Origin of the sequence: Priestia sp. YIM B13491 (assembly GCF_042787605.1) — a bacterium.
GTDB classification, from domain to species: Bacteria; Bacillota; Bacilli; order Bacillales; family Bacillaceae_H; genus Priestia; species Priestia megaterium_E.
Map to the genome: position 1 here is coordinate 717,823 of NZ_JBHZOR010000003.1, position 22,406 is coordinate 740,228.

19 protein-coding genes and 2 pseudogenes are annotated in these 22,406 nt (G+C 32.9%); 9 read left to right on the forward strand and 12 right to left on the reverse strand.

Going from position 1 to position 22,406, the window contains the following annotated elements:
- The first annotated feature begins 134 nt into the window (after window positions 1-134).
- A complete protein-coding gene (locus ACFX4E_RS14910) occupies window positions 135-830 on the forward strand; it encodes a DUF6946 family protein (RefSeq protein ID WP_377238620.1) in 696 nt (231 codons plus the stop codon).
- A gap of 203 nt (window positions 831-1,033) precedes the next feature.
- Here ACFX4E_RS14910 and ACFX4E_RS14915 read toward each other — a convergent pair whose 3' ends face one another.
- The 4 genes from ACFX4E_RS14915 to ACFX4E_RS14930 form a co-directional block, all read right to left on the reverse strand.
- Window positions 1,034-2,164, reverse strand: a complete 1,131-nt coding sequence (locus ACFX4E_RS14915) for a hypothetical protein (RefSeq protein WP_377238606.1) — start codon at window positions 2,162-2,164, stop codon at window positions 1,034-1,036.
- Window positions 2,165-2,639: 475 nt separating this feature from the next.
- Complete coding sequence (locus tag ACFX4E_RS14920; protein WP_377238607.1) at window positions 2,640-3,038, reverse strand: Y-family DNA polymerase; 399 nt, start codon at window positions 3,036-3,038, stop codon at window positions 2,640-2,642.
- Window positions 3,039-3,330: 292 nt separating this feature from the next.
- Window positions 3,331-6,969 (reverse strand): DEAD/DEAH box helicase, encoded by a 3,639-nt coding sequence (locus ACFX4E_RS14925; RefSeq protein ID WP_377238608.1) that lies wholly within the window; start codon window positions 6,967-6,969, stop codon window positions 3,331-3,333.
- 1 nt (window position 6,970) lies between these two features.
- A complete protein-coding gene (locus ACFX4E_RS14930) occupies window positions 6,971-7,867 on the reverse strand; it encodes a hypothetical protein (RefSeq protein ID WP_377238609.1) in 897 nt (298 codons plus the stop codon).
- Window positions 7,868-8,447: 580 nt separating this feature from the next.
- On the opposite strand from ACFX4E_RS14930, the gene ACFX4E_RS14935 reads away from it, so the two are divergent.
- Window positions 8,448-8,756, forward strand: coding sequence for a hypothetical protein (locus ACFX4E_RS14935; RefSeq protein ID WP_377238610.1), 309 nt, complete (start codon window positions 8,448-8,450; stop codon window positions 8,754-8,756).
- A 589-nt stretch (window positions 8,757-9,345) separates the two neighbouring features.
- On the opposite strand, the gene ACFX4E_RS14940 is transcribed toward ACFX4E_RS14935, so the two are convergent.
- The 3 genes from ACFX4E_RS14940 to ACFX4E_RS14950 all read right to left on the reverse strand — a co-directional run bounded on the left by ACFX4E_RS14940 (window position 9,346) and on the right by ACFX4E_RS14950 (window position 11,717).
- Complete coding sequence (locus ACFX4E_RS14940; protein ID WP_377238611.1) at window positions 9,346-9,765, reverse strand: MarR family winged helix-turn-helix transcriptional regulator; 420 nt, start codon at window positions 9,763-9,765, stop codon at window positions 9,346-9,348.
- 38 nt (window positions 9,766-9,803) lie between these two features.
- Entirely contained in the window at window positions 9,804-10,424 is a 621-nt protein-coding gene (locus ACFX4E_RS14945) for an NAD(P)-dependent oxidoreductase (protein ID WP_377238621.1), read from the reverse strand.
- A 105-nt stretch (window positions 10,425-10,529) separates the two neighbouring features.
- Window positions 10,530-11,717, reverse strand: a complete 1,188-nt coding sequence (locus tag ACFX4E_RS14950) for an MFS transporter (RefSeq protein WP_377238612.1) — start codon at window positions 11,715-11,717, stop codon at window positions 10,530-10,532.
- 108 nt (window positions 11,718-11,825) lie between these two features.
- Between ACFX4E_RS14950 and ACFX4E_RS14955 the strand changes: the two genes are divergently transcribed.
- Complete coding sequence (locus tag ACFX4E_RS14955) at window positions 11,826-12,704, forward strand: LysR family transcriptional regulator (protein ID WP_377238613.1); 879 nt, start codon at window positions 11,826-11,828, stop codon at window positions 12,702-12,704.
- Window positions 12,705-12,917: 213 nt separating this feature from the next.
- Here the strand turns inward: ACFX4E_RS14955 and ACFX4E_RS14960 are convergent.
- Window positions 12,918-13,543: pseudogene (locus ACFX4E_RS14960) on the reverse strand (type 1 glutamine amidotransferase family protein).
- 92 nt (window positions 13,544-13,635) lie between these two features.
- On the opposite strand from ACFX4E_RS14960, the pseudogene ACFX4E_RS14965 reads away from it, so the two are divergent.
- Window positions 13,636-13,906 (forward strand): annotated as a pseudogene (locus tag ACFX4E_RS14965) (cysteine hydrolase family protein); the annotation flags it as partial.
- 6 nt (window positions 13,907-13,912) lie between these two features.
- Here the strand turns inward: ACFX4E_RS14965 and ACFX4E_RS14970 are convergent.
- Window positions 13,913-14,134, reverse strand: coding sequence for a LysE family transporter (locus ACFX4E_RS14970; RefSeq protein ID WP_141524415.1), 222 nt, complete (start codon window positions 14,132-14,134; stop codon window positions 13,913-13,915).
- A 543-nt stretch (window positions 14,135-14,677) separates the two neighbouring features.
- On the opposite strand from ACFX4E_RS14970, the gene desA reads away from it, so the two are divergent.
- Both desA and ACFX4E_RS28250 read left to right on the forward strand, forming a co-directional pair.
- Window positions 14,678-15,730, forward strand: a complete 1,053-nt coding sequence (gene desA, locus ACFX4E_RS14975) for a Delta(5) desaturase DesA (RefSeq protein ID WP_377238614.1) — start codon at window positions 14,678-14,680, stop codon at window positions 15,728-15,730.
- A 430-nt stretch (window positions 15,731-16,160) separates the two neighbouring features.
- The gene (locus ACFX4E_RS28250; RefSeq protein WP_483879882.1) at window positions 16,161-16,313 is read left to right on the forward strand and encodes a DUF8096 family protein; all 153 of its coding nucleotides are present in this window, start codon (window positions 16,161-16,163) and stop codon (window positions 16,311-16,313) included.
- Between the two features lie 141 nt (window positions 16,314-16,454).
- On the opposite strand, the gene aspA is transcribed toward ACFX4E_RS28250, so the two are convergent.
- Both aspA and ACFX4E_RS14985 read right to left on the reverse strand, forming a co-directional pair.
- Window positions 16,455-17,888, reverse strand: a complete 1,434-nt coding sequence (gene aspA / locus ACFX4E_RS14980) for an aspartate ammonia-lyase (RefSeq protein ID WP_028409569.1) — start codon at window positions 17,886-17,888, stop codon at window positions 16,455-16,457.
- A gap of 46 nt (window positions 17,889-17,934) precedes the next feature.
- Entirely contained in the window at window positions 17,935-19,206 is a 1,272-nt protein-coding gene (locus tag ACFX4E_RS14985) for a cation:dicarboxylate symporter family transporter (RefSeq protein ID WP_050691365.1), read from the reverse strand.
- Window positions 19,207-20,164: 958 nt separating this feature from the next.
- On the opposite strand from ACFX4E_RS14985, the gene ACFX4E_RS14990 reads away from it, so the two are divergent.
- The gene (locus ACFX4E_RS14990) at window positions 20,165-20,314 is read left to right on the forward strand and encodes a hypothetical protein (RefSeq protein ID WP_169305191.1); all 150 of its coding nucleotides are present in this window, start codon (window positions 20,165-20,167) and stop codon (window positions 20,312-20,314) included.
- Window positions 20,315-20,387: 73 nt separating this feature from the next.
- Window positions 20,388-20,564, forward strand: a complete 177-nt coding sequence (locus tag ACFX4E_RS14995; RefSeq protein ID WP_097823078.1) for a DUF8096 family protein — start codon at window positions 20,388-20,390, stop codon at window positions 20,562-20,564.
- 122 nt (window positions 20,565-20,686) lie between these two features.
- Here ACFX4E_RS14995 and ACFX4E_RS15000 read toward each other — a convergent pair whose 3' ends face one another.
- Window positions 20,687-20,929: a hypothetical protein gene (locus tag ACFX4E_RS15000; RefSeq protein WP_028409571.1), complete on the reverse strand. Its 243-nt coding sequence runs from the start codon at window positions 20,927-20,929 to the stop codon at window positions 20,687-20,689.
- Between the two features lie 303 nt (window positions 20,930-21,232).
- Here ACFX4E_RS15000 and ACFX4E_RS15005 point away from each other — a divergent pair, with 303 nt between their 5' ends.
- Window positions 21,233-21,673, forward strand: coding sequence for a cell wall hydrolase (locus tag ACFX4E_RS15005; protein ID WP_028409572.1), 441 nt, complete (start codon window positions 21,233-21,235; stop codon window positions 21,671-21,673).
- Window positions 21,674-22,406: the final 733 nt, after the last annotated feature.

Here is a 22,406-nt window from a genome sequence, read left to right on the forward strand (position 1 = left end):
AAAAACTAGCCAGCCAGTGTCATATCATAAAATTAAAGAAAGTATAGACGCAATAACCTAGAATAGAACTGTTAACTAAATAGGAGGGATAGATTCTGAATCGTTCAAGAGAGAAGAAAACCACAAATTTTTATATACCAAGTAAGGGACCCGAAAATTGGGGAGAATTATTAGTAAATGAGATTGAGCAGTTTAAATCAGGATATTCTGCAAAAACGCTAGCATATTGCTGGGAAAACCAAAATGGGTTTCTATCGGATATCAAATCATCATTTCTCGATTCCAATATTGAATTATTTAAAAATGTTGAATTACTGTTAGGTCTACCAGAGTATAAGGTTAGCTCACCAGGTGGCAGTCGTGCTTCACAAAACGATATCTTTGTTTTAGCTAAAGGACTATTACACGAGAAGTCAGAGCAACTGATTACAATTGCTTTTGAGGGAAAAGTAAATGAGGATTTCGGTAGAACAATTGGTAAAAGACTAGGACTCGAACCTAGTAATAGTTTAAGAAAAAGAGTTCAATTTCTTCTTGAAACACTTGGATTAGAAAGGTTGCCTGACACGGATATTTCCAGACTTAGATATCAATTATTATACAGATCAGTTTCAGCAATCCTTCTTGCTCAAAAATTTACGCCTCCTAATGCTCTTATGTTAATTCATTCTTTTAGTGAAAGCGAGAAAGGATTTGTAGACTATGAAAAGTTTAGTTTTCTTTTTGGCTTAAATGCTGTAAAAAATCAGATAATAGGTCCTATTCATCTTAATGGAATTGATTTATATTTTGGATGGGTTCAAGGAGATCAAAAGTTTTTAATATATTAATTTCTAGAATGAATAAAATTAACAAGATTTAATTAGCAAATAAACACAGGAGATTTTCTACTGAATCATTATTAAAAACCTAAAATAAACATGTGTTTTTTTACATGTCTTTTCAAAAAAAGAAAATCACATTTGTGATTTTCTTTTTTTGAATCTTAATACCTTCAATTAATTTATTTTCATAAAATATAATAATTGTTATGTTAGTTAGAATATTGAACAACCCATTCTGCCATGATAGTTCTCCATTTTTTTATTTTTTCTGCGACTTCTGATTTAATACTCCATTCATCTTGTTCAGGCCTCTCAACTATTAAACGCTTCACTTCTACTAATCTATAAACCTTAAGAAAAAGATCAGTAAAACTAACACTCGGGTCATTAACAGATAAAATGAATAAGCTCATTCTATTGACAATATAAAGTAATATGTCAGGTGTTAAAGTTAAAGTAATTACATCATCTCGATCTTTCCAGAGTGCTGTAGGTACCTCGAAAGCAGGCGAATACGAGATGGATGACTGACTATTTGGTGTTAAAACCCCAATAATATCCCATTTTTCATATGGAATATCTATGATATTATCAACGTTATACTTTCGTAAATCGCGTTTTATTTTATCCAATAGAGATTGCTCAAGCTTTTGTAATTCCTCGTATTTCATTGAAATGGGGGCTTCATAATTATCGTAACGAATAACCGCGGATTGGAGCCATTCAGCTATGAATGCAGGATCATCTAACTGTTTATTAGGCAATTCTAGCACAGGTGATAATGTTAGTTTATTATCCAAAAGATATTCCCATGTTGTAATCTTGCTTATATCTCTTAATCTCTCAAAACAATCCAAGCAATCTACATATTCAATTTTTGTTCTAGAAAAGTACTCAATGGTCTGTGCGCTTAACGGATGTTTTCTTTCTTTATTAAAATCTTCATAAACTTGTAATTGAAAGCTTTTACTTTCAATTTCTTGTTTCATCTTTTGAGTTTTAGGACCCATACCTTTCTCGGTTCTTGTCATAAAAACCATACACCTAACGAACGGGTGAGTTCGTAACATCTTCGTAAAATCAGTTTTCATTTTCGATGCAATCTTACCATCTTTATCTATAGTATCATGATGTACCCCGTAAACGGCCAGTCTACTCGTCCTGCTTATTATTCCGTCGTTGCTCAAATCACCTAATGGCCCAATGGCTCTTGTAGCGCGAAATTTTCTATTCATTATTTTTTGAAATCTATTACAAAATTGTTGAAATTCATTTTCATCGTAACGTTGAATTTTAGAGCAAAATGCATCATATGTCATCGCTAGTTTTTCCAGTTTCATTCCTCCACATCAATTGAGTTTGATAATAATAGTTCTAAGTTCCTTTTATTATCTTTTCAAGTAATATTTATCTACTAATTTTTTAGAATAATCGGCTCATAACACTTAATCTTAAGGGATATTCCTAAAATATTCCCTTGAAATTCAGCGCTTTTTTTTTATAGTATAATGCACTTAATAAAAAGTTACAAAAATAAAAAAATTTATTATTACCATTAGAATGGACTAGATGGAGGTATAGCTAAGTGAGGGCTTATACGAGCTGGACTCAATACTTTGAGCAAAAGTATGATCAAAATTAGATTGTGGAACAGAGGGATCTGAGAAACTAGAGGAAGGGCCCAAGCTTGTTGAATGGCAATCATCTTCACTTAGTCCTACAGCATATCCAGTTAAAGCTCCCATCTTCTGATACTTCCTTACTTACAAAATAATAAATTGCTTAACCCTAATCTAATCAATTTTGAGATAGTTTTTAAAAAAAGATCTCAGTATGTATTTGATGAGCTAGCCCCTCTGGTGTTTCAACAAACAAATACAATGAAGCTGTCGTATCAATAAATAAATCTTCAATGCTATAGGCATGAAAATCATCAGGGGCCACATATTGTAACACCAAACTAGAAATATAGTTCGAAGCCTTGATATATCTCTCCATGGATGGATTCACCACGTGGATATCTTCTTTCCTTTTAGGAATGTCGAAAAGACGACTTCTTGTTTTGATCCCTTCTTTTTTTAATAAAGGTGTCGCAGCTAACACAACAGATCCCGAGCGTTTGATATCTCCTACAACAGCAAGCTTAGTTTTTAACGGTCTAACCCTGATATGACTGAGGAAACCGAAGCAAAGAACGATTTCATGTCGATGCAAATAATGACTCTGTTTGGTAGCTGCCCATAATCCATTGAAAGTACCCCTCAATAAAGAACGTTTGTTCTTTATTATATACGAACGAACGTTCTTTATTCAATACAAACGCTAAAGTTTTACCGATTATTGCTATTCTATTGGAAGTGAAGAAGCTGTGAATATTAAATTTTCTTATTCTGATAAGAAAGTACCTTTTGTTCATAGAAGAAACTCATCAAAAAGAAATTTTGTTCCCGTTAAGCAAAGGCTTCTTTAAACTAATAATGAAAAGTAGGATGCATATTTATCCCGCTTAACTCATTATGTATTTTTGTACTTTCACTGTACTATTTCTGCTATTTAATATGTAGTCATTGTTCCTATCTGAATTTATACCCCCAATACTTTCAGCAAAAATGTAACCAGAGTAATCTATCCAAATTATTTTATTTTCCTTTTCAATAGGGTACACTTTCCAATGTTCTTTAGAATCCTTTGGAATCTCTCTGAGTAGCTTTACTGGAATTTTAGCTTGTGTTAATGTGGTTTTCTTGTTTGTATTTGTAAAATGATTTTCGGTCCATTTTTGAATTTTTCTTACGTCAAATATGCTATCATCTATTTCTTCATACATAGCATAGTATTCACTGTAGTACTTTTGTGCTTTTTCATTTGCTTCTTTTCTAGTTATTTCAATATTACATGACATTATAAAAGCGACCACAGGGTCTAATGTTCCCCAATTTATTAATTCTTTTATCCAAAAAACAATCCAGGGAAGTTCTGTTTTTTCCCAATCTTCAATTTTAAAAGCTACTAATTCTCCTTGATAAACCTCGTCAAATGCTAGAGATAGTACTGTGCCAATTCCCCAATTATACTTATAATTAAAGTTTTCATTTATAAACTTAATCCAACCAGCTACGTTTTTTTGAGGTTTTATCGTAGCATTTTCCGGAGAAAGCCACCAATTTAATATTAATTCCCAACTAACAAAGGCTTGGTCTTTACCCACGCCTTTTTTTATTGTAAATTTTTTTAACTTGTTTATCTCTTTCACATTATTTATAAGGAATTCTACTCGTTGCTCTTTATTCCATTTAATATAGTCAAAACCTGTTTTTAATTGGGATATAATTTGTTCATAGGATTCAATAAGTTGAACTGCATATCTTGGTTCTACACTTGATTTATAAAATCTTCTTCGTTTTTTACTATCCGGATATATATCCTCAATTAGGGATACTCCCCTTCGAACAAACACTTTTTGAGTTAAAGATTGTTGAGAAGTTGAGTAATATGCATATGTTTTCTTCCACAATTCAGTTAGCATATGCTCGACTCTTACTAAATTCATATTATCATCAGCTTGTTCTATTTCAACTATCGCAGCAATTAGAATACTATCTAAAGTATCTAGAGCTTGTTCAGCTTCCATCCCAGAATTCTCTTCAAAAATTTGTTCATTTTCTGAGGGAATGGCTTTCTCTAACCAATCAAAAAACTCTTCTTCAGAATTAGATTGTGTGATTAATCTCCATTTATCCTCTATATACGAAATTAATGTAGCAAGGGGACTTATACCTGTATTTATATTATTTCTTTCCTTGTTCTTTAATAATTCATAATCATTAATTAGTTCTTCATAATAATGTCTTGCATTCCAAGAACCAGGTCCAACATAAGAAGATTTTGCTTCCAGGAAAATTAATGCTTTTCCCTCTGTACCATTTCCTGGCCGTCCAGCTCTCCCAACTAAATTAGCAAACTCAGATACTGGTATCTTTTCTCCTCTTCTTGCAAGAGTTGGTATTAACACGATATCAAAAGGCAAGTTAATTCCTTCAGATAATGTGGAAGTTGCAATTACAATTGCTATAACTTTTTTATTTATAAGTTCGATTAGCATTCTGGATAATATACTAGGCATCTTACCATAATGTACTATTATACCTTTTTTAAGTAACTTGTATTCAATTGAAGTTTCGCCATAATAATCTGCACATACTTTAAGACTTTTCTCCCAAAGGATTTTATTGTAACCAACAGTTGGTATATTAAAAAAAGAAGGTAGGGTGTTATCTTTAAAAACTCTGTCAATAATATGCAAAAAATCTGTAGCATATCCATTAATATGTTGTGCTATAGATATTAATACTGTCGATTGCTTTCCATTTTCTTTATTTTGAGCAAGTTGCATCGCTGCCCAAAATAAATATGGTCGAGATCTTTTAGTGAATTTCATTTTTTTACCAATATACCTTTTTGGTAAATTATTAAGTTCGATAGGAGCTGTGTCAAAGGGTGATGGAATAAAAGGAACATCTTCTGTTTTACTATCATTAAATGTTTTAAAGTTTAATGAAGAACCATTTAAAAGATCATATCGTATTTCAAAGTTTCCATTTTTAAAATACTCTAGCCTACCAATTAACTGACGTGTACTCCTATACCCAGATTCTTCAGGTATAGAGTTTTCTGTTTGAGTTATCCAATCGGATAATTTTTGTGCTCCAGTTCCAATTACAGCTGATAAAGCAACAACAGAGCGATTATTGTCATGTAAAAAATTAATTAGCCTGTTCGATAAAGATTCTAATCTTAAAGTGCGATTATCTCCTGAAACTAAACTTTCAATGTTTTCATCAAATTGAACAGAATGTGCTTCATCTATAATGACAAGAGATATTCTTGGAATAAATAATGGTCCCATAAATCTAAGTAGAGCCTCTGCCTTTTCATATGTACATATCAATACGGTTTTTTCGTTTTGGTTAATCCAGGCATCTGTTGGACCCCAATCTGTACCTCCATAAAGTCCAGTTACTTTAATAGCCTCATTAGAAATATCCTTTAATACATTATTTAGCTTCCATTCAATCTCAGTAGCTAATGCTCTTGAGGGGACCAGGTAAAGGACTATTGGTTCAATGTTTTCAAGCAAATTGATTAAGTTAAAACTTTCATAACCCTTTTGAGTTTTTAAGTCACTAAATAAATTAATTAAGGTAGCTAATTCTGCTATAGTAGTTTTTCCAGATCCTGTGGGAGTACAAAGTACAAAAGATTTTTCAGTTAATAACTTATTAATTCCTTTTATTTGAGAAGGCCATAATTGCACTTTATTGTGAAGAAAATTTCTTCTATAGTATTTTTCTATAGATTCTACAAGTGAGTTATTCTTATACTCTAGTAATGGATTACCTTTTTTTCTTAAGGAATTTTCAACGATTTCGTTTAGCATTAAAGATATGAGTTTTACTAAAAGCCAATTCAAAGAATTTGTATCATGTAGTAATAATTTACTCATTTCCTCCATTTTATTTATAGCAAGAGTTAATCTATCTGTTTCTCCCCATTTTAGATAAGCAAATAAAATCCCTATGATACTTAGTACTTCTCTTATTACATATTCGTCAGTATTTGTATTGAACAATTCTAAATCATTTTTAATATTTTTGGTGTTGGTCTGCTTCCAATAATCGATTAATTGTTGTTCAATTTTCCGAAAATCATTTTTAAGTAATAACCTTATTATTTCCGATTCATTTTCTTCTCTGGGACGTTCGTTAATTAACCCTAGAGCAAGAGCTGGATAGCCTGCTATTTGGTAACAGGCAGCAGATAATAAATAAAGAGGATAATTAAATATATTAACCCTTGGGTGTGACAACCACTCTAATATTTCGCCTGCTATTTTAAAGTTGATTTTCCATTCGTTATTACGTTTATTCTTTTCTTGTACTCCAAAGTATATAAGTTTAATTGCTTCATCGAATCTTTCTGTAGCCTCTTCATTAGACCAACTTATTAGCCCTAATTGATTCATATTCATTTTTGAAAACTGACTATATAATTTGGCTATTCTTGGAGGTATTTTATTTTTATTAAATTCTTGTTTGTATTTTTCAATATATGAATCTATATTATCGCTGGTATTATGGTCATCCATTTTAATCTTCCTTTCTATATAGAGTCTTCACTAAAGAATCTACTTCTTCTAAATGAACTTCCACAGCAAGTAACTTTCTTTCTCCTTTATAAAATTCATGAGGTTTATCATTAGGAATCCAATTATCGTTCCTCTTAGGAAATTGTCCGCATACATAACTAACCATATCTATACGCTCGTGTTCCTCATTATCATTAAGAGAACAGAAAAGGTTAGATATTGCCAGTCTCCACTTCTTAGAATATTCTGTATCATAGTCATTTAGTATTTCCAAAATCCTCAGGAGCTCTACAGGCAAGGGGTTATGATCACTAAGTTTTAAATGGGCTTTATTTACCATTGAACTATCATGCTTTGCTGAGCATTTCGCTTCACAAAAAAGTGTTTTCACAATCTTACTATCGCTAGAATCTAACAAAAAAGCTAGACAATCATCTCCTGTTCTTCCAACGGTAGCTTTCTTCATCTCTCCTGTTCTTCGGTAATTTTCTAACTGATCTGTGGCAGTGTGATGAAAGCGAAAAAAGTAAACGGGCACTTTCCATCCCTCTACATTAAAGGGAGAGTAATTTTCAGCAATAACTCCAGAGAATACTTCTCCAAAGTATCCTTTAAGAGTTGTTAAGTCTAATTTGTGAGGGTAATAATAAGCTGGATCATTGGATCCTAAATTCTCAATTTTTATTGTCGGATCTAAATTTTTCAATAAAACCGAACGACGATGATTTTTATAATCTTGATGTGCATTGTCGATTATTAGTTGTAAATCAGCAAGTGCAAATGTCCTTTTACTCTTACTCTCTTTTAACAATATGTGCTGATAATTTAAATCGTTCTGCTCACTCATAGTTGGTATTAACCATGCAAGTATATTTTGACTCTCTAAATTTTCATTCATTTAAAACCTCTCCAAAATTTAATTAAGTACAATAATTAATTTTCATATAAACTTATAGGTTCTTAAAATAACTTTCATTCAAAAAAACAGAACAATATTACTAAGTATATTTTACCATATCAAATTGTTAAGGTGGTTGAAATTATGTAGATAAGACGATTCAATTCTTGCTATATAGAAGATACAATGGATTTCCACCTACAAGATATCTTTTCAATATATTTTCATTTAATCTTCATACTAAATTTAAGGGACTTTAGTTAAATATAAACTATCTGAAGAATCCGGGAAGATTTTGATATATAATAAATTTACTCAATAAAAAATTCTAATTCCTAGGGGGAGTTTAAAATTACCAATATGCACATACAACATTATTTAAGTAAGTTAAAAGGTTTATTTGATTTTGACTCAGTTAAAATTCATGGAGGACTTTAGAACTAAAAGAAGTTTCCTCAATCTGTCATTATCACTTGAATAATTTATTTGCATTTAGCGAAATCCAGTCAAAGATGAATTGGAAATTAAAGTTGAATTTATCCATTGATATACATAATTCGATTATTGGTGAGGGATTTTAATGAGTGGTTTAGAGAAATTAGAGCGATGGAATGGTGTCATTAGTGAAATAAAAATTGATGTAAAAAAAACAACTATATATAATAAAGAGGCTTATGGAGAAGTAGAAGGTATAATTATTGATTGGGACCTTCCAATCATTGTTCATGTAAAAAGAATTAATTTAGTACTTACTCCTGTCAATTTTTATATTGGATCCAAAAATGCATATAGTCTAAACAAAATTGAGCCAACAGGTAATATGGATAAACTTATCGATGCGTTTATTAGCCACGAAAAAGCAAGGGTTAAATTAGTATCTCTTCCTTAATGGTTAATTTCTAAAAAAGAGTTTTTATAAACTCTTTTTTGTTTATATGCAAAATGTTATATCGCTAATACTTGTTGTGTTGACCGGCCTAAAGTTCTAAAAAATAGAAAATAAAAACTTAGATACAAGACTTCGGGTACAAAGCTAGAAATCTAAAGACAAAGGGTCAAAATCAATCCTTTCATATGTTTATTTATTCCTTTTATTCCAATAAAAACGTTCGTAAATGTGTATGATTTTCAGTATACGTCCGTAATCAATTTTCTAACTTAAACAAACTATAAAAATGATAGATTTCCTATCTGAAATAAAAGTCCGTAAACGTATACTTTTACGGGCGATTGATTTGACTATGTTTCAAAATGCAAAAAGAACAAAACTAAGGGTTTTCTTTGAATTGTTAAATTGACTTTTATATTTCATTAGATTTTTCTAGGTTATAGTAGAATTCCCAGCGTGTTTCCCCTTCTTTTAACTTGAAACAACTTACGCTACAGTCATGCTAAATCGTATTTCACCATAAAAAATCCCTGCATATCAATACAGGAATTTTGATCAAAAGATAGTTTATCCTTACAAGAAACATCAATTAACAAGGAGTATCATATACCTTATTCAACAATGTTTTAAGTTGATCAATCTCTTCATCACTTAATTGACGCGTAACAAAGAGATGCGCGTCTTTAACTAAAGGCGAAAGTGTCTTCTTTAACTCTTCCCCTTTTTCTGTAAGAAACAGATAATGTGAGCGACGATCTTGTTCACTGAATGTTCTTTTTATGAATTCTTTTTCCTCCATCGCATAAATCATTTCTACGATAGTTGTTTGTTTCTTATCAATCGCTTCTGCTAGTTCTTTTTGAGTTATCCCTTTTTGAGTGTCTAGAACGTTAATAATGCTCCATCGCACTGGAGTCATGCCATAAGGTTTGAGTTTTTTCTTAAAATAATTCATTACTTTTACATCTGTACGATGAATAAGATGGCTTGTTAAATCATGTAAATCCATAACGTCACCTCTGAAAGATAGAAAAATATAAGGCTTTATTAGTAGGCGATACCTACACGTGATCCTATGTAATACCTACTTTTTATCTGGCTAAATGTAAATTCTGCTGTGTCTGACACGGATATTTCAGTCCCGCCCTCTGGCAAAAAATTGTCGTCCACGCGATATTCACCTATGCTTTCTCCATCCGGCAAATACGTAGGACAGACAATCGTCCATTCGAGGCTGGATTGTTTTAGCATAGTGTAAACTTTATAATGTTCTTTTGCTGCACGGACTGACCTACCCTTTGATTTCCTTAGCTCATAGCGCATTGATTGTGGAATGCTTCTGCTTTGTAAAATACCAGCAGTTCCTATAGTGATAATCCGTTGTATGCCTTCCCTTTTCATTGCTTCGATAATCAGTGGCATACTGTCTGATAAAGTAGTAGTCCCGTCCGTATTTAGGGCACTAATAACTACGTCAATCCCACCTACTGAACGAACAATATCATCTTCGTTTAAAACATTTCCTTGAATAATCGTTAACTTTTCATTAGTTATTTGGATCTTTTCTGAAGTGCGAACTAATACCGTAACGTGATGTCCGTCATGAAGAGCATGATTCACTATTTGACTTCCCACTCGTCCAGTTGCACCTAAGATTAAAATATTCATGATAACGAACCTCCCCTTCCCCATTCAAATAGTACTCTATACTAAAAGTTGTTAGACAATCTTTTTTAACAGCTAAAATAAAAACCACGAAGCAGATCGTGGTTTTTATTTCGCAGGTATCCCATCTACTTTAACTTTAGCTGGCTTCGTGATTTTCCACCCTAGCAGGATCACAATGAAACCCATAATTATAAGAAGATATAATGTAGGAACAAAACTTCCTAGATAATCATGAAGAAATCCAATTATAAATGGACCCACCGCACCAATCATATATCCAATGGCTTGAGTCATTGCTGACCAATTACTTGCTTCTATAGGTGAAGCTGTCTTATCTATTGGTAACAATAAGGTTAGCGAGACAAGACCACCGCCACCAATTCCTAAACATATACTTGAAATAATCGGCGTTACGTTTGTAAAACATAAAAGAGATAAACCAACAATCACACTGAGGGTAAAGAATGTAATCCAAAATCTTTTATTTGGCAGTACTCTCAGGAGACTAGGCAATAACAAAGTAGCTGGCAACTGTGCAATCATAGCTATTGTACCTGCAAGACCACCAAATGCTGGCGTCCACCCTTTTTCCTCTACAATGGCTGGCAGCCATGCCGCAAAACAATAAAATAACAGAGTTACAAGTCCTACAAACGAAGTTAATAACCAGGCCTCTTTATTTTTTAATGGCAAGAAAGCCTTCCTCTTTTGTGAAAATTTGCTTTTAGGAGTATGAGATTGTTTTGTTACCATCAACCAAAGTGGAATGGCGAATAAAGCAAAAATACTCCAAAATGCTAATCCATTTTTCCATGAGTTATTGAGCCAGTGTTGAAGCGGTGTCGTTAGCCCGATGGAAATGGATGCACCCACTACCATTGAAGTAGAATATATGCCTATCATCGATGCCGCCTTCTCTGGAAAGTAGCTTTTGATAAAACCAGAAAGTAAAGGACTTACAACACCAATTCCTGCCCCAATTAATAAAGCCGTTATTAATAGGTATAGTGATGAATTTGTAAAAACACGTAGAAACGTTGCAATACCTATACACGATATAAAGAAAGTGATCACTTTCTCTGATTGATAGCGATTTGCTAAACGGCCAGCAAATAACGAACAAAAACCAAAACATAATAAAGGAATAGAAGTGAGTAAACTTGCTGAAGTAGAACTCATGCCTAGTTCCTTCGTTATTCCATGTAAAACTGGGCTGACTGACGTTATACCCGGTCTAAGATTAAATGCAGCTAGTATAAGTGCAAATAGAAATAATATATTGCGATTGACCATACTAATTACCTCCGGTTGATTTCTTGAAGTTTAATTCTCTTTTAGGGTACATTAGGTTCTAACATAAATAAAATGCATATTAATTATATAGGAGATAACAAAATTGGTATGAATAAATCACAAATTGAACTTATTGTTCAGATATCGGAAACCGGAAGTTTTACAAAAGCTGGTGAAGAACTGCATATGACACAGCCTGCGGTAAGTCGTGCCGTAGCAGCTATTGAATCAGAATTAGGAACGACGTTAATTAAGAGAAATAAAAAGAATGGATTATTTTTTACGGACGTAGGCGAGCGTGTATTAGTTATTTTTAGAAATATCCTGTGTGAATTTCAAAAAGTAGATGAATTAATTGCGGCTGAACAAGGATTAGAAATTGGTAAGGTTCATATTGGCACCTACCCAACTGCTTGTACAAGATTTATCCCGAAAATTATACGTACAATGGAAGATAAGTACCCTGGTCTAGAAATCAAGCTTTCAGAAGGAAGTGTCGATCAAGTGAAAGAGTGGCTGCGTTCTAAATCTATTGATGTAGGAATTATTATTCCTCCTTATAAAGATTTTGATATCGTACCCTTAATGAAAGATCAATTGATTGTCATTATGCACTCAAGTCACCCTTTATACGAGAAAGACACAATAGGTATTCCTGACTTACAAGATGAAGATATCATACTTGGAAGAGGCGGTTATGAAGTACAAGTCCATGACTTATTTAAAGATTTTAACTTAAAGCCTCAAGTACGATTTGAAGTTGATTACATCGACACAGCGCTAAGTATGGTACAAGAAGGATTAGGCATTACCATTACAACCAAAAAAAATATCTTGTCGCTGCCAGAACAAGTAGTTTTTCGAGAATTAGAGCCGAACACGTTCAGAGACATTAATATAGCAGTGCTAGATAGGAAAGATACATCAAAAGCAACAGATGCCTTTAACCAAACGGCTCGTACTCTTTTTACTGACGAAGATGCTTAGGTATTGCTTTATATGTTTTGAGAGGGAAAGTTATACATTAGTACTTAAATAAATGACCTTTATGAGAAAAAACTACCGTTGGCGGGGAACGGTAGTTTTTTCTATTTTAGGCTGTATATGATATTCATTTCTTATTAACATAAAATGGATTATAGGTATCTACAAAAATAAAAAAGAAAATTATTGTAATCGACCTTGTATATAATTAGGAATCTATATTGAACTCATTAACTGAAAAAAGTATTCGGACTTCTGAGTTTTATTTAAGCTATACCATGAATCTAATGTATTTGATGCAAATACATCTAATTTCTTTAATACGTCCCTCGCGAATTCTAGAGGTGCTACTCCTGAAGCAGTAATCATGTTATTATCGGATACTACAGGTCCAATCTCATACAACTTCTCTCCTTTATAATTAGGACAGACCATTTTTGTATATTCTAAGTTATTAAGCGTATGCTTTCTAGAATCTAAGTATCCACTATTTGCAAGGGCATCAGTAGCCCCACAAATTGCAGCTACAATAGTACCAAGCTCTAAAACTTCCCCAACTTTTTTCAATATAGGTTGATGAATCTCCTCACTCCATGTATTCCCTCCCGGTAGAATTAAAAGATCTTTATCCAGAAGAGTGCACTCATCAAGAGAAATATCCGGCTGTATACTCAGCCCCCCATTGTTTTAATAATTTCTTTATTAACTCCTACCGTCATTACTTTTAAAGGGGCTAAACCTTGCCTGAAATATCTTCCTGAATTTAGTTCAGCAATTAAATATCCATACTCCCAATCTGACATTGTATTAAATACATAAATATAAACTTTTTTTGTTTGCATAGTAAGCCTCCCGAACTGACGTTCTCTATATTATACCATTTTAAAGGCATATATCTATAAAAATGTTAAAATATTCAGAAAAAATTAAGGGGATTGAGAATCATTTGAAAGAAAACAAAATAGAAAAAGTCGTAATAGTAGGATTAACAACTCCACATTGTGTATCAACTGTTACTCGAATGAGTAATAATTTAGGCGAGTAATAATTTAGGATTTGAAACGTATCTCATATCAGATGCCACAGCTGCATTTGCAATAAAAGGAGCAGATAATGCATATTATCCAGCTGAACAAATACATACTGTATCATTAGCAACTTTAGATAATGAGTTTGCCAAAGTTTTAACAACTGAAGAATTGATCAAAAAGTTAAATTTGACTGAAAATCACTGTCGAAATAAAGATAAACCACAAACCTACTGCGATAACGATCTCCGTTCCATAAGCCCAACATACCCAGCTAGCTGTATCAGCTGAAATAAACTGAGAAAAACTACTCAAAAAGAAAAGAGCAGCTTTTGGATTTAATACATTACATATAAACCGATATAAGCAAGCTATGACTTTGTTATGATTTCTGACAAAAACAATCTAATATTATTTTTCATTTTATTATATTTAGATTGCCTACGTTGAATAATATCTACTATAACGAGCAAACTAAACAAGACGCCGTGAGGCATCTATCCAATACTTTAAAATCCTTGTTGTTTTAAATAGAAAAACCTACTGGTGCCAGATGAACCAATAGGTTTTTCTGTTTTATAACAAAGTACACGACAGTTGAAACTTCATAGCTCTGAAAAGCTACCTCCAATCCTAGACATTATAGTAGAAGTAGTTACTTGTTCGCATTATATTTTAAAATAGTGGCACAAAACCTGTTGGAAAGGTACACACTGATGAGTGCTTTTAAATAGCTAGGACTGAAATAATGCTAATGCTTTAATGAAACTGAATTTTTTCATACCCTTTTCCTTTTATTAAGAAAATACATTCACACATGTATGACAATTGTCATACTAACTACTTGACGTTTATATCTTTTATTACCAGCTACTATGTTCTACTATAAATATAAAGAAAGAAGAGTTGAATACTAATCAATGTAAAGAAAGATGTAAGGAGGAACACATGAGCAAACAAAAAACGACTGAATTAAGAAAAAATGTAGCACCTTTTGAAAAATCCAATACGAAATCGAGTATAAAGCAATTAATAAACACATTTCTTCCGTTTTTACTACTTTGGTTTCTAGCTTATAAAAGTTTGTTCGTTTCTTATTGGCTAACACTGCCAATAGCTATTGTTACAGCAGGGTTCGTCGTCCGAACCTTCATTATTTTCCATGATTGTTGTCATCAATCATTTTTCAAAAACCGAAAAGCGAATAATATCCTTGGCACAATCAGTGGGGTTATCACCATGTTTCCGTATGAACAGTGGAAACGAAGCCACTCGATTCATCATGCCACGAGCAGCAACTTAGATAAACGAGGAACTGGTGATGTGTGGGTCATGACAGTTGACGAGTATGTTACAGCTTCCTACTGGGGGCGGTTAGCTTACCGAATGTACCGCAATCCACTTGTTATGTTTGGATTAGGTCCCATCTATCTTTTCTTAGTTTCTAACCGATTGAATCGAAAAGACGCGAAACGAAAGGAACGTTTGAACACATATTTAACCAATTTCTCAATTGTTGCAGTGTATGCACTTTTATGTTGGGGTATTGGTTGGCAAGCTTTTCTGCTCGTTCAAGCTCCCATCCTTTTTGTAGCAGGATCACTGGGAATTTGGCTATTTTACGTACAGCATCAATTTGAGGATTCCTACTTTGAAAACGAAAAGGAGTGGGATTACGTGAAAGCTGCGGTTGATGGCAGCTCCTATTACAAGCTTCCTAAAGTTTTACAATGGGTAACAGGTAATATTGGTTTCCATCATGTACATCATTTGGCTCCAAGAGTTCCAAACTATAATTTAGAAAAGGCGCATGAGTCTACGCCGCCATTACAGAAAGCAACAACAATTACACTAAGCACAAGCTTGAAGTCCCTTCGTTTTCGACTTTTAGATCAACAAAATAAAAGTTTTGTAAGCTTCAAAGAAATTAAGCATCTACTAGACAATAAAAAATCTCGTATGAATTTGAATAACAAAAGACCCAACCTCAATAAAAATTGAATATCTTCTTTTTTATTTAAATTTATAAAATGAATAATAAATAGTGAATTGAACAAACTGCTCAAGATGCTGTGAAGCATTCTCTCATAGACCCTTTTAAATAAAATTCAAGTAACAGAAAAAACTACTGTACAGGAGCAGTAGTTTTTTCTGTGTTTAAGTTGTATATGATATACGCCTTTAGTTAATATAAAAAGTGTTATCGGTAGGAAAATAAGAAAGCAAATCGAATATCCAATTAGGCTCTTTACTTGTTAGAAGTGCATTTCTTTTAAAGAAGGCAATAAACTTTTATGCATGTTTAACAATGAAGCAATATCTTCCTTTGAAAGATTTTCTAATGCTTTTGCCATGGCTTTATATGATGAAGTATTTTTAATTGCTCTCTCTGATACCTCTTTTCCTTATAGAAGAGAAAGAGTAGCAAAAAATCGTCCTTGATAAAGTTTACGACTATGCTGAATTTCCGAATAAAGTTAGTGGCCGATACGATAACTGCAATTCATCTTACTTCAAAAGTTCTATAAAAGGTGGCATTTTTCTACGTGAATGTCGAGAGTGTGGCATGAAGAAAAGCATTTAGGTGGTATTTAGACTATAAAAAATAGCATGGTTTGAATGGAAGTTGGTATTTTTTGACGTGTATACAGAAAATAAGCCACCTAGGGATATCCAAAGTAGGTGGCTTATACGATAAGCTTAATATGGAGCACGCTTTCAAAAATTAATTTCTGTCAAAAAGGGAGCTGCCAGATATACCTGGGTTCGTCATTTCATAGGGATTTAAAATTAACTCAAGCTCCTCCTCAGTCAATACGTCATATTGCAAACATAGTTCTCGTACCGATTTTCCATTTAAAATAGCCTCTCTAGCAATTCGTGCTGCTACTTCATATCCGATATGTGGATTTACGGCTGTAATAATCCCTACACTTTTTTCTACATATTCTTTTAAACGTCCCTCATTTGCTTCAATGCCTCTTAGGCAATGGTCTGTGAAGACGTGGAATGCGTTATTCATAATACTGATCGACTGAAGCAAGTTAAACACAAGAACAGGCTCCATCACATTTAGTTCAAGTTGACCTGCTTCCGATGCCAGGCAAATTGTATGATCATTACCTATAACTTGAAAAGCTACTTGATTAATCATTTCAGGCATGACAGGATTGACCTTTCCAGGCATAATAGATGAACCAGGTTGACGAGCTGGTAATATAAGTTCAGCTAATCCTGCACGAGGACCAGATGCCATTAATCGGATATCATTCGCAATTTTAGACATATTAATCATGCAAACTTTTAAGCTAGCAGAGACTTCTGTATAAGCATCTGTATTTTGAGTCGCGTCTACAAGATGATTGGCTTTCTTAAGTGGTAAACCACTGATATTTGCTAGATATCTTACAACATTTTCGATATAACGTGGATCTGCATTTAAACCCGTTCCAACTGCAGTTGCTCCCATATTAACCTCATATAAATGTCCATAGGATTGCTTAATACGTTTCATATCGCGCTCAAGAACACGACTATATGATTCAAATTCTTGACCAAGACGGATTGGAACCGCGTCCTGGAGGTGAGTACGTCCCATCTTTATAATAGAATCAAATTGTTCTGCCTTTTTCTGAAATACACTGTGCATATAATTCATTGTTTTCAGTAACTTATTTAACAGATTAAGCGTTGCAATATGGATAGCAGTTGGGAATACGTCATTTGTTGACTGTGACATGTTTACATGACTATTAGGGCTTAAATCGGAATAAGAACCTTTCTTATGACCAAGTAACTCTAAAGCTCTATTTGCGATAACCTCATTTGCATTCATATTCATTGAGGTCCCCGCACCACCCTGTATTGGATCAACAATAAATTGATTATTTCTTTTTCCTTCAATAACCTCGTCTGCTGCTTCAATAATTGCATTACCCAACCCATCATATAACCTTTTTGTTTCCATATTAGCAAGAGCAGCAGCCTTTTTAACGATTCCTAATGCTTTAATGAGTTCCGGGTGAATCTGGTAACCTGTTATTGGAAAATTTTCAACTGCACGTAATGTTTGAATTCCATAATAAGCGCTGACAGGCACTTCTTTCGTTCCTAAGAAATCTTTTTCAATTCTTACATCTTGTTTTTCAAGCGTTCCCATATCTGTCATAATATTGATCTCCTTCTTTATAAACAAATAAATTATTTTAAGCTACATCTGATTTTTTAATAGAATCTGTATAATGCTTTGCTTTTTCTTTATCGAATCCGCCTTCCCACTTAGACATCACAATAGCAGCTAATGCGTTACCTACTACGTTGACAGATGTACGAAGCATATCTAAAATACGATCAATACCAGCAATGAATGCCATGCCTTCTAGAGGTAATCCCATTGATCCCAGTGTTGTTAATACAACAACAAATGATGCTCCTGCAACTCCTGCCATTCCCTTAGAAGTCAACATCAATACAAGTAAAAGTGTAATTTGTTCTATGAAAGATAAATGAATCCCATACATTTGTGCAATGAAAAGGGCAGCAATGGCTTGGTAAATGGATGACCCATCAAGGTTAAAGGTATATCCTGTCGGAATAACAAAGGATGTGACAGCTTTCGGACAACCAAAGTTCTCCATTTTAGTCATTAACCTTGGCAATACTGCTTCAGAGCTTGCGGTTGTAAACGCTAAAATTAACTCATCTTTTAAGATTTTTATAAGGACTAAAACATTAGTTCCAGCCATTTTTGCAATAATACCTAATACTACAAAAACAAAGAAAATCATGGTCAGGTATATAACGAGTACTAACTTTCCTAAAGGAATTAATGAACCGATTCCAAACTTCGCGACATTCAAACCAATTAAAGCAAATACGCCAAATGGAGCAAATTTCATAACTAAGTTTGTCATCCAAAACATGGATTCTAGTACGCCTTCAAAAAAGTTTAAAACTGGTTTGCCTTTTTCTCCAATTGCTGCGACTCCTAGACCAAATAAGACTGAGAAAAAGATAATTGCTAATAAATTTCCTTCAGTCAATGATTGAAATATATTAGTTGGGATAATATGAACGATTTGAGCTGCTACACCTGCACTCTCAGTTGTTTTAGATGTTTCTTCATATTTGGATATATCACCTTTCTCAAGGTTCCCCATATCTATACCACTACCTGGATGGAATAAATTTGCGGCTAATAATCCCACTGCTAATGCAATTGTAGTAACAATTTCAAAATAAAGAATGGTTTTTCCACCTAGTCTTCCTAACTTTTTAATATCACCTACACCAGCTATAGATACGATTAGTGCAGATACAACGATAGGAATAACAATCATTTTGATTAGGTGAAGAAAAATATCTCCTAAAGGTTGAAGAATGGCCATCGCTGTATTATTTCCATAAAAAATAGCGCCTATAGCAATCCCGAACGCAAGTCCAATAAATATTTGTGTAGCTAATCCCAATTTCTTCATAGTTGTAACCCCTTTCAATTTGTGGTTCATTAAAACATTTAAAGAGAGCCTCTGCTTAGGCTATCGTCTATAAAAAAGACAATAATTAAAAATAAGTCCAATGTGTAAATAACCTTTAAAATAAATGGTAATCATCTGATTTAAAATTAACTCCCCCCCTCAAGTAAAGCGTTTTCAAAATCTTTAATGTAAAATACACTTTTTCGGCTCATCTTATATACCTGAGCATATAGTATCGTTTATAAAGAGATTTTCTATTATCCTTTTAACCTTTTTGAAATCCTGTTTATTGTCTAACATTCATATAAATCTAGTGACAGTCACTTCTAGATTTATATGAATGTTAGACAACAATATCCTAATCTATTATTCCCTCATTTCAGATAAAGAAATATCTTCTTTTTTATCTAGTGTCTAGATATAAGGTAGCAATAACACTAGATATCTCTATAACTTGTTAAAATAATTAAATCTCTTAAAATGTTTTTCTTTTAATAAAATGATATCGCTTTCAAAAAATCTCAATCGTGGTAACTACACATATCTTCTCCGAAAGCTAAAGGAATTTAGTATTTATTCCAGGTGTAACTTAATTAACGAAACTACAGCATTAAGTTGGGGTATCTCCTTCAATCTCTTCATACTGTAATCTCATTATAATAAACATGCGTTTCTTGCATATAGATAATGAATGGAATCAAAAAATGATAATAACGAAAAGTGTATTTTAAATTTCATGTTCTCTTTTTGCGTACTTCAATTACATTATATTTATATACAACAGATAAATCAAGAAGATTATTATTCATTTCGCGTACATTTTATTTAGACAAGCCTCATAGAAGTGAAAAATATTTAAATAACGACGAACTATTATTTAAATATTAACCTTGTTCGCTTGGCTTAGTTCCTGAAGAAATCGTGTACAGGAAGCATTTATTTTGGTGGAGGTACATTCATGTACAATTTTAGAGTATACACGTTACGTGACGGTTCAAAGAAAATCATTAAACTAAAAGAAGGAGAATCCTTTAAACAGGAACTTCAAAGAGCCAATATTCAAGAAACGCAAATTTTTCAGATGCAACTAGTGGAAAAACCAGAGTGATTTTAACATACCCCTTCTATATAGATGTAATTGTGGTAGTCTAATAAAAGCCAAATAGAAAAGAGTGATCAGCCTGGAAGAAATAAAAGAGCAAGAAATCGATCTAGATAAAGTGTATGACTATGCTGCATTTCCCGATAAGGTGAGTGGCAGATGTAACAACTGCAATTCATCTTACTTCAAAAGTTCTGTAAAGGGTGGCGTATTCTTACGTGAATGTCGAGAATGCGGAATGAAAAAGAGTATTTAAACATCGATGATATAGAAAAAGAGAAGGTTAAAAACCTTCTCTTTTTTAGTTTAACTGTGTTTTAGCCATCTTAAAGTAGAAGAAATATCTTACTCTCTAGATGTTTTTTCTACTTTATTATGTTATAACTTTTCTCTTAACATAGAAATTTCATTAATTAAATCTTTTATTAATCGTCCTAACGCTACTATGTGTTCATCTTTGCGGTCATAATCATCAATTTTCATAGATAGTTCTAAAACACGACAGGTCTCTTCAACTGTCAGGCCATGATCTCTTGCAAGAGTTTTTACTGTATCAAGAAATTTAACAGCATCATTATCAAAATAATCTTTTCGTGTTGTTTGATTAAATAATGTTCCCATTTTCTCTCTCCTTAAAAGTTTAATATTAGTAAATTACACAAATGAATCAGTGCCAGATTTGGAACTAGTACAGGCTGAGAGATGATATTTATTGCGAAGGAATATTGAGGCATTCGATTTACATGCCTATAACGTATTCGATAAGCATCTAACGATCACCTACTGCGGTAGCTAATTAGTATCAATTTATTTAATGGTAATGATTAAATATGCGCGATGATATGTGAAAACTAAGCATTGCTAGCTTATAAACAATGACATCAATATAGGCTTTTTTTCATACTATGTTTTGGGGGTGAATAAATGGCAAGAGTAAAGTACAGTAATTCAGACATTAACTTAATGGCAAGGATGATGCGAGCAGAAGCTGAAGGTGAAGGTAGACAAGGAATGTTATATGTGGGAAATGTAATTGTTAATCGTCTTGCAGCAAATTGTATAGACTTTAAAAATTTAAGAACCGTTTCACAAGTCATTTATCAAGTCCAGGGGGGGAATTATTCGTTTGAAGCTGTTCAAAAAGGCAATGTGTTTTATCAAAGAGCAAGAGGTGTTGAAAAAAGATTAGCAAAGCAGAACTTGGATTATTGGAGACAACACCCAGCGAAATTTGCTCTTTGGTATTTTAATCCACATGCTCCGTGCCCTCCAACATGGTACGGTCAACCTGCATCTGGTCAATTTAAAAATCATTGTTATTATGAACCAAAACCTGATACATGTGCTAGTGTTTATAGAGGTTAAGTTATTGAGGAGTTTTCTATTAATGTCTCTACTATTAATGAAAAATAGTTAATAATTTAAATATGACATAACACCCTCAAATTCAACAGTATAGAGAACTTGAGGGTGTTTGTTTCATTCATTTTTAGTTGTAGCTTTCTACTTATTCAATTGGTTTCTATTTATCTTATGTAAACTAGGAAAAAAATAATCTCTTTAGTATATGAAGTTTTGATTAAAGTTGCAGCCAGAAGCCTGAGCAGCCCCCTTCCTTTCTGTCATGTTAATTACACCTGTTCGCTATGTATTTTTATCAAAACATATTCGTATCATACAGTTGGCAAGCACTCATGAATTTTTCACATAAAAAAAGCACCCTCATCGTTAATGGTATTGGAGAATAAGGGCACTTCTTGAGAATTTAAGTTTTCTATACTAAAGTATAAGAAAGATTAGGTCTATAGTCATCATAACACATAAATTGATAGGTTGTCATACAAAATTTATTGTAGAAGAACACCCCTGTATTCAAAAAACAGGAGTGCTCTTTAGCATGATTATAAGTATTTTTATCTTTTTGTACCTCTACTATTTTCACTTTCCTCCCTCCATACTACCCATTTGGGAACCGTAGGGTAATCGAATATACTCTACTTTTTCCAATCATGATAGTCACTCTAAAATTCATCTTAAAATCACATTAAAAATAGATGAAAATAGTAGAAATTTATAAATTTAGTGGTATAGTAACAGC

What these genes read in the sequence shown, in the direction of transcription:
- ACFX4E_RS15000 (WP_028409571.1), bottom strand. Translation starts at nt 20,929, where the DNA reads ATGGGAACATTATTTAATCAAACAACACGAAAAGATTATTTTGATAAT.
- ACFX4E_RS14945 (WP_377238621.1), bottom strand. Translation starts at nt 10,424, where the DNA reads ATGAATATTTTAATCTTAGGTGCAACTGGACGAGTGGGAAGTCAAATA.
- ACFX4E_RS14955 (WP_377238613.1), top strand. Translation starts at nt 11,826, where the DNA reads ATGAATAAATCACAAATTGAACTTATTGTTCAGATATCGGAAACCGGA.
- ACFX4E_RS14925 (WP_377238608.1), bottom strand. Translation starts at nt 6,969, where the DNA reads ATGGATGACCATAATACCAGCGATAATATAGATTCATATATTGAAAAA.
- ACFX4E_RS14915 (WP_377238606.1), bottom strand. Translation starts at nt 2,164, where the DNA reads ATGAAACTGGAAAAACTAGCGATGACATATGATGCATTTTGCTCTAAA.
- ACFX4E_RS14950 (WP_377238612.1), bottom strand. Translation starts at nt 11,717, where the DNA reads ATGGTCAATCGCAATATATTATTTCTATTTGCACTTATACTAGCTGCA.
- aspA (WP_028409569.1), bottom strand. Translation starts at nt 17,888, where the DNA reads ATGGGAACGCTTGAAAAACAAGATGTAAGAATTGAAAAAGATTTCTTA.
- ACFX4E_RS14930 (WP_377238609.1), bottom strand. Translation starts at nt 7,867, where the DNA reads ATGAATGAAAATTTAGAGAGTCAAAATATACTTGCATGGTTAATACCA.
- ACFX4E_RS14985 (WP_050691365.1), bottom strand. Translation starts at nt 19,206, where the DNA reads ATGAAGAAATTGGGATTAGCTACACAAATATTTATTGGACTTGCGTTC.
- ACFX4E_RS14935 (WP_377238610.1), top strand. Translation starts at nt 8,448, where the DNA reads ATGAGTGGTTTAGAGAAATTAGAGCGATGGAATGGTGTCATTAGTGAA.
- ACFX4E_RS15005 (WP_028409572.1), top strand. Translation starts at nt 21,233, where the DNA reads ATGGCAAGAGTAAAGTACAGTAATTCAGACATTAACTTAATGGCAAGG.
- desA (WP_377238614.1), top strand. Translation starts at nt 14,678, where the DNA reads ATGAGCAAACAAAAAACGACTGAATTAAGAAAAAATGTAGCACCTTTT.
- ACFX4E_RS14990 (WP_169305191.1), top strand. Translation starts at nt 20,165, where the DNA reads ATGTACAATTTTAGAGTATACACGTTACGTGACGGTTCAAAGAAAATC.
- ACFX4E_RS14940 (WP_377238611.1), bottom strand. Translation starts at nt 9,765, where the DNA reads ATGGATTTACATGATTTAACAAGCCATCTTATTCATCGTACAGATGTA.